At 38.0% G+C, this 8,102-nt stretch carries 8 protein-coding genes; all 8 read right to left on the bottom strand.

The features are described from left to right. Positions 1-39: 39 nt before the first annotated feature. The gene (locus cpu_RS13660) at positions 40-192 is read right to left on the bottom strand and encodes a hypothetical protein (protein ID WP_159433990.1); all 153 of its coding nucleotides are present in this window, start codon (positions 190-192) and stop codon (positions 40-42) included. A 135-nt stretch (positions 193-327) separates the two neighbouring features. Then, positions 328-1,767, bottom strand: coding sequence for a hypothetical protein (locus tag cpu_RS08110; RefSeq protein ID WP_075859523.1), 1,440 nt, complete (start codon positions 1,765-1,767; stop codon positions 328-330). After that, positions 1,768-2,385 (bottom strand): (2Fe-2S)-binding protein, encoded by a 618-nt coding sequence (locus cpu_RS08105; protein ID WP_075859522.1) that lies wholly within the window; start codon positions 2,383-2,385, stop codon positions 1,768-1,770. A 179-nt stretch (positions 2,386-2,564) separates the two neighbouring features. Beyond that, positions 2,565-3,353: an IclR family transcriptional regulator gene (locus tag cpu_RS08100; RefSeq protein WP_075859521.1), complete on the bottom strand. Its 789-nt coding sequence runs from the start codon at positions 3,351-3,353 to the stop codon at positions 2,565-2,567. A 142-nt stretch (positions 3,354-3,495) separates the two neighbouring features. Beyond that, complete coding sequence (locus tag cpu_RS08095) at positions 3,496-4,599, bottom strand: M24 family metallopeptidase (protein ID WP_075859520.1); 1,104 nt, start codon at positions 4,597-4,599, stop codon at positions 3,496-3,498. A gap of 112 nt (positions 4,600-4,711) precedes the next feature. Further along, the gene (locus cpu_RS08090; RefSeq protein WP_075859519.1) at positions 4,712-5,965 is read right to left on the bottom strand and encodes a benzoate/H(+) symporter BenE family transporter; all 1,254 of its coding nucleotides are present in this window, start codon (positions 5,963-5,965) and stop codon (positions 4,712-4,714) included. Positions 5,966-6,570: 605 nt separating this feature from the next. After that, a complete protein-coding gene (locus tag cpu_RS08085; RefSeq protein ID WP_075859518.1) occupies positions 6,571-7,434 on the bottom strand; it encodes a CoB--CoM heterodisulfide reductase iron-sulfur subunit B family protein in 864 nt (287 codons plus the stop codon). 40 nt (positions 7,435-7,474) lie between these two features. Continuing rightward, positions 7,475-7,900, bottom strand: coding sequence for a hypothetical protein (locus tag cpu_RS08080; RefSeq protein ID WP_200800663.1), 426 nt, complete (start codon positions 7,898-7,900; stop codon positions 7,475-7,477). Positions 7,901-8,102 lie beyond the last annotated feature (202 nt).

Here is an 8,102-nt window from a genome sequence, read left to right as displayed (position 1 = left end):
TATTATACATAAATTATATCATAAATTTAGGGGCTATTGTTATTTTATTCTACATTTTCTATTTTTTATAATACTTTTTTCAGGGGTCTCAATAATCCCGCCATTTTCAGCTTGAATCTGAGCTGTGTAATGCTTTTGCATTATTTTAGAAAATAAGATATCGCGAATGTCTCCAGAGTTATTGAAATTCATATTTGCCTCCACAATCCAATTTTAAAAATGGAGGGGCTCCTTTCTGCATTTTTTAACCCGCCATTAGGTGCTTAAAACAGAAAGGAGCGCCTTTTTTAAATAGCGAGCTTTTTCAACATTTAATTTCTCTGCTTGTTATTTCTTAAAAATGTTGGGATCTATACCCCGCTGACGTAACCACTTGGGCAGCAACTCCTGGTCTACTCTTCTACTTACTTCGGGAGCTTTTGCTTTTAAATATTCAGCTAAGCTTTCACTACAGTTCAAACCACCAGCAGCCCCGTCAAAAATGATAACCTTATCCGTTTTTGCTACTTTATAAGCATAAGCCATTGCCGAATCTAAGTCTCTGGCAATTACTGCATACTTCATATAATCCAAGTTTTGCGGGTCTCGGTCCATTAAATCAGCTTGCTCCCGTCCCACTACTACCGTCGGTATTTGATGGGCAAAAAACGCGCTGGGATATCCACCCCAGGCATAATTATGGACAACCATTTTAATGGCAGGATTTACTGGTGGTACATTTTCAATTAATGGCTTCCCTGACTTATCGTAAAAAGCTTCAGTATACCAGGTGTACGGTGGAAGAGGGTTATCCAGGTCAAAAAGATCAACGTTTGCTCCAACAAAGTTAGCAAAAATTACCCCTGCAGCAAAAACATACGGTACAGGCGCAGGAAAATCCAAGCCTGCTATACATTCGTCAATTTCACCAAGCAAGGTCATAATCTTTCCGTAATATCGCAAACCATCAGCAGTAATTTTTTCGTTTAAAGCAAGTAGGTCATTATCGGCTTCAATAGATACTACTCCCGCCGGCGACATATTCATGAAAGTCGCAAAGGCAAATTTACTTTGCACGAACTCGGAGGCAAAAATTGCCCGGGCTGTGAAATTTGCTCCTCTAGGCCCAAGGTTTTGGTGATACGTTGATCTGGTCTCTATCCGGGCATAGGACATACCAAACGGTTTTACTGCCCGGTCAACGTGCCGGTGGAAGTGGACTTCACGTACGTCGCTGTTATGGACATGGACAATCCAGTCCGCATCGTAGACCGCTGCAATTCCATAAAGAGTTCCTATTTCAGTTTCAATTGGTATTCCTTTATCTATGGGAGCTACCCCTTTAGCTTTTCCGTTAAATGCCACATCTAAACCAAAGGCTTTAATATATTCCTCTGTTTCCCTGAAGCGTAGACCAACTCCTGCCCGCAGTCTAATATCCGTTGCTCCAGTTCTTTCGGCAATAACTTCCCTTACCGTCTTTAATACCTCAGCATAGGGTTCACCGCCAAGCAAGGTAAATCCATGGTGGGATGCCAGGATGTTAACCGAATCACCTGGTTTTATCATGCTCATATCAACTTTTTCCAGAGCCTTAATAACATTTTCGCGAATCGCCGCAATCCCTTTTTCCGAAGGATAAATCACATCCGGGGTATCCGCGAACAACTCTTTTAGCTTTACACTTGTCATTTCCGGATAATCAGAAATTCTTTTGGTAACATACTTGGGATCAACACCATATTGCGAAACTCTAGGTTTAATAGGAGAAATTACCTTAGCAGCCATTTACTTATCCTCCTTTCTGCTGCTGTTTGCCGCTAAAACCTTGTCCAGTAATTTAATATCTTCTTCAAAATAGAATCCTCTACTTGAATATTTTTCTTTTACGCTTTCAGGAATTTCCCAAACAGTTGGTGTTCTTCCATACCATTGATAGCCATCTGGTTTTTCAGGATTAATGCCCGCAGCTTCCAGTAACCGTAAAATTGGCTCAATGCATTCGACCTTACACCCTGTACGAACACCCGTTTGTAAGGAAATTTCTTCTGGCGATTTAGCTCCTTTTAAAATAGCTGCCGCAACTTCTTCTGCTCTGGTCGCTGTACAATAACAAATAATTTGTTCCGGATGCAGGCGAGCTTTTTTACATAATTCCTCAATTTTTTCTGCATCTACTGTTGAAGGATCAACATAAACTGTAAAAGGTTCTTCCCTTTTAACCATTTTAATAGCATATTGCGGACATCTTTGCTCACAAGCTGCACAGCCCCTACACATTTCAGCATTGATTACCGGTTTTTTGTTCTCCATTTTAATAGCCAAAACCGGGCAAACTTTAGCACATGTCTGACATCCAATACACTTATCATAATCAACCTGCGCAAGCATATTAACAACTCGCATAAAACTCCTCCTTGCAATAGTAATTTTGTTGGTATTTAAAAAAGAATATTAACAACTACTTTTATTTTAATACCATAACTGCCTTTCCTCCTTCCTTTATATTCACTTGGTATGTTTTGTATTATCAAACTGTGTTTTGATTTGTTGGCATACTAAAAGTAATTTGTTACAAAATAAAACTACCTACTTGTTGTTTGATAGCCTAAACGCTTTGATATTTCTAAGGCAGCTTCTTTTACACTAACAATTAATTCTTGTATTTTTTCCTCGGTCATGCGCATTGAAGGACCTGCAACACTAATAGCAGCAATAACTTTATTCTGGCTATCTCTTATAGGAGCTGCAACACATCTTAACCCTATCTCAATTTCCTCTCTATCAAGACTATAACCATTTTCCCTTATCAAACTTAGTTCTTCATGTAATTTCTTGGGATCTGTAATCGTGTTAGGAGTAAAATATTTAAGCCCCTTTGAGCGAATTATTTCTTCAATTTCCTTCTCGGGTCTAAAAGCAAGGATAGCTTTACCTACGCCAGTACAATGCATTGGAGCCCGTCGCCCAATTTGCGAGTACATTCGAATGGCGTTTGGACCTTCCACTTTTTCAATATAGACAATTTCTCCGCGGTCGTGAACAGCCAAATGAACGGTTTCCCCGTATCTTTCAACAAGATCTTGTAAAAATGGCAAAGCTACAGCCCTTAAATCTAGACCTTCTTTTACTCGATTCCCCAACTCTAATGGTTTAAGACCAAGACGGTATTTCCCAGTAACTTGGTTTTGTTCAACATATCCCCAATGCTCAAGTGTCCTGAGTAATCCAAAGACAGTACTTTTATGCAAGCCCAAACGATTGGCAATTTCCGTAACACCTAATTCCTTCTCTTTAAGGCTAAAAGTATCTAATATTCTTAAAGCCCGATCTACCGATTGAATAAGAGTATCATTATTATTGTTTTTTTTCATTAACTTCAACCTTCCATCATTATTACATTCATAATTCAGCTGTATTCTTTTCCCCCTTTACTTTAGTGTATAATTTCAACATAAATTTTTAAAATCCTCTCAAATTTATATAAAAATTTTATTTTTTAAAGTTCGACCTTTTTTACACTCTAATTAATTTCCTGGGATAATCGGTTAGTATTTCATTTTCTCGCTCGCCAACGTAAATTACATCAGTTATCCTTGGACCTCCAATATCCTTACGATATATAGTTGGTAATAATAAGTCTACTACCATACCAACCTCAATAATATCCTGACGTCCTTTTCCTATAATTGGGTAAAACTCCGATTGTCGTAATCCAACCCCATATCCTATAACATCAAGATAGTATTCCTCAAAACCTGCCCTTCTGATCACTTCTCTGGCAACCTCATCTGCTGCCCAGGCTTTTGAACCAGGCCTCAAGGTTGCAATAGCTTTTTCCTGTGCTTCTAACAAAAGATTAAAGACCATTTCTTGTGCAGCAGAAATTTCTCCAACAGCAACAGTACGACACATTTTGGCACAGTAACCATTGTAAGTTGCACCAAGGTGAACAACAACAACCTCACCTTCTTCAATTAATTTAGTACTTGCATGAGGGTGAGTAAGCAGGCAACGATTACCAGAAACAATTTGTGGTCGAAAAGGTAAACCATTTGAACCCGCCTTTAACATAGCATATTCAGCTTCTGCTAATACATCGAGCTCACTTATTCCCGGCCTTATTGTTTTTATAGCAGCCTCCATTCCTTTACAAACAGCAAGAGCTGCTCTCCGAATCATTTCCACTTCAGTTGGTTCCTTAACAGCCCGGGCACGGTAAAATAAATCAGCCGCATCAATAAAGTTTGACTCCGGAAAGTTTTGCCGCAAAACATCATAAAAAGCAAAAGGCACAAAATATCTTTCAAATCCAATCCGGGGAGCGTGAAAACCATAAGCTTTGATTCGCTCCACAACCTTACTACCCAAGCTTTCTTGGGGAAAGAAATAGCCAAAAGTTTTTAACCCTGATTCTTGCTCTACGTAATCAGCATCGAGCCAAAGAGTTATAGCACATGGATCACTTTCTAATGGAATTAAAACAGCCATACATTCAATTTGCGTTAAGCCAGTAAAATAAATAAGGTTTTCGCGATTTACTACCACCAAAATATCTATATCTTTTTCGGCCATTAGCTTCTGTATTTTTTTTATCCGATGAATTAACTTATCTTTCAAATTAACACCTTCTTTCAATTCTTAAGTTGGAAAGAAAAAAGGGAGGTGGGAGTGTCGCCGAAACACCCCCACAGATGGTGTTTAAATTCATCTATTATCTTTTAGCAATACTTTATTGCTGTTCATTATTTATTTTTTTAAAATCACCTTTTTCAGCTATCAGTGAAGCTAGGACGCCAAATACAATTGCCCAGAAAGGAGCACCAATATTAAATAAAGAAACACCACTGGCAGCTACAAAAAATGCTACCATTGCTCCCTTGCGAAACTTTTGACTAAATGCACCTTCAAAAACACTTATAAACACTTCAAACATGGCAAGTCCTGCTACAACTTGCATAAATTCCTTGGGAGCCAACTTAGCACTTTCAACGCCAACTTTCGCTAATAAGCCCACTAAAACCCAAAAAACTCCTTCGAAGAAAGAAGCAATCCAACGGTATTCTTTGGGTCCCGCAATATCGCTAGAACAAATAGCAGTACTTGGGCCTGCCGTTACCGCAGTATGACCAGCAAACAAACCATTAAAAAATGTAGCAATCGAAGGAATAAAATACATCGCATTAATTGGGGGCTTATATCCTCTGGATAATAATACCCCAACCGCTTGGATGTTTTGGACACCAACTACCATAAAGAACAGTGGAACTCCCAAGGTGAGTAAACCTTTTAAACTAAAACTGGGAGAAACAATTACAGGCTTTGCAACTTCCCATTGTATAGGAACGCTCTTTGTTAATCCAAAGTATTTTAGCAATAGTACACCAACAATCAGTGATACCACAACTCCAGGTATCTTACTTGATAACCCTTTGAAATAGTACCATATAAAATAAATAATTACCATTATGCCATAAACTGCAGGCGTGGTCAAAGCACCTGTAAAAGCATTTAATCCAAAGCTCAAAAGTACTCCGCCAACCATCCCCAGCATTATAGGAATTGGTATATGTTCTATTACAGCTTTAATAACACCTGTAGCCGTAAGGATAATAACAAGCACAGCTATGCTAAAATAAACACCAACCGCTTCGTGTATATTTCCACCAGAAGCTAAATACTTGCCAATTAACACTGAACCCGGTATACTGTACGCAATTACTATGGGAACACGATAATAGAGAGACATAAACATCGTCGCTAACCCAGCAAAAAAGAAGATAGCAAAAATCCAGGATACAGCTATATTATCCGGAAGGTTACCTTGCTTGGCCGCGCTCATTACAATCAAGCCGGGCCCCATACTGCTAAACAAGGCACCGATTAAGCCAGTAGTTAAGCCGGGAAAAGAAAGATTTTTAACGAGTTCTTTAAAACTTTCGCCAATATTATAACCTTTCTCCATTAGGTTATTAGAAGCACTCATCATTTTACCTCCTTGCCCTGTATATTTTTATTGTTTTTCCCTACAATTACTGCAAATCTTGTAGCCGATATTTTCTTCTTGTTTCACCTCCATAACCCGAATCAAATTATAAAATTCAACAAAAACTCAAAATAAACAACAATACTCCCTTCTTTAATCACCCCTTCCGTTCACATTTGAGAAATAAATTTATAACACCATTCGTTTTTAACTTCACATTCACATATTATTTAAGGACTTATGTTTTGTTTGATAATATCGTATGACGTTTTTATTAAATTGAATAAAAAATTAGAAATTAAATAATTTCACACAATTAATACAACTATTTATAGGCTAGCTAGTCGTTTGATATTATCATACACCGTTCTTACTTGCTTCTATATTTCGACAAAAATTTTAAAATTCCTTCATAGCCCCAAAAAATTTTTAAAATTAGGAATATATTTAATGATTTAAATCCAATCTGGCCTATACTCGTGCCAAGTAGGCAAAAACCGCAGAACTTGTTATAATTCTGCGGTTTTTATACCTCAATAAGCGGTAAAAACTCTAATCTTTTTTACTCACATTATCTTTCACTAATAAATATTTATCTACCTTTTTTAACGGGCAGCGTAAACAACTGAAGTTTCTACAATATGCCGTTTCAACCCAAGCTCTTCTGCAGTAAAGCCTAGAGCTAATCCTATTAGTTGAGTAAAGTGTAATGAAGGAATCTCTTTTTCGGCACCGACCGCTTTTTTTCCTTCCGGTTGATACATATCAAGCTGCATCTGACAGAGAGGGCACGGAGTAACAGTGCAGTCCGCACCAGCATTAATCGCACTAAGATTAATTTTCCCAGTAGCTTTAATTGCATCAGCCTTACTAGTTAAAAGCGCATGAAAACCGCAACATTTCAAACGAGCATCAAAGACAACAGGCTCAGCACCCAAGGTTTTGATCAAATCTTCAAGGGAATGAGGATTTGCATAATCTTCAAAATTCATAATGCTAGGAGGACGTAAAATATGGCACCCATAATATCCCGCAACTTTCAGTCCTTTAAGCGGTTTTTGGACTTTTTTCTTTAACTTTTCTAACCCATAATCATTAATCAGCACCCATAAAAAATGGGTAACTTGGCTAGTCCCTTTATAAACTAATCCACCTTGTTGCAGAGCTTGATTTATAAATTCCTTTTTACCATTATCCAGCTTATGCTTGGCCTCCCTTAACATAAGTGTACAAGTGCTACATACAGTAAGAATTGGTAGATTCAGCTTTTCAGCCAGAGCAATATTTCTCGCATTAACTGCTAAAGCAACCGTTCCATCGTAATCCTGAAGGTGGGAACCTCCGCAGCAAGTCCAACCCGGAATTTCCACTAATTCTATTCCCAAGGCATCAGCTACTTTCATCGTTGCTGCATAAGCTTCTTCGCTTGCACCTTGTAAAACGCAGCCAGGGAAAAAAGCGTATTTCATATTATACTTACTCCCCTTTTTAAGTTTTCTTGTTATTACTTTAATTATTTTGCAAGCCTGTTCGATCCTGCCCTCTTTGATAGATTTTGCTAACATCTGTTTTGGACGTATTTTCATTCAATTTTTCTTGACTATTTTTTTGTATAACTTTAATTATTGTGCGAACCTGTTCGATTTCCTTTATAGGTTTGGGCAACACATGCCTCAAACGTAGTTTCCCTTTTCTTACCAAGCGCAAAGCCACTGGGATGCTACTTAATGATCCTAGCAATCCTTCAGTTTTTATAAACATCAAGGCCTCGTTTAACCGGCCGGTTTTTTGAATATCGTCCAAAAAGGATTTAGCATGACGGGTACCAGCATTATCTCTAATCCCATTAGCTATTGCAAACTGACGAATAAAAGAAATATCATCAGCCGGAGATAAGCCTTTCGGACACTTGGTGACACATTCCTGACAATGCATGCATTTCCATGCTCCATTATTAATGGCAGTAATTATTCGCGAAAGAGGATCTTTATCGCGCGAATCAGCAACGAATTTTTGGGCTTTAGAGAAGATAAAAGGCTCAAGAAAAGGGAATGTAAATAGTTTTGTGTAAATGGTTTTTACCTAACTAAAATGGCAATACTTTAAATAGCTTTACCTGCCAGGAGGATAGGGCAAT

This window comes from Carboxydothermus pertinax (genome assembly GCF_001950255.1).
GTDB lineage: Bacteria > Bacillota > Z-2901 > Carboxydothermales > Carboxydothermaceae > Carboxydothermus > Carboxydothermus pertinax.
The sequence above is the reverse complement of the archived record's forward strand: the minus strand, read 5'-3'. Positions and strand labels throughout refer to the sequence as shown.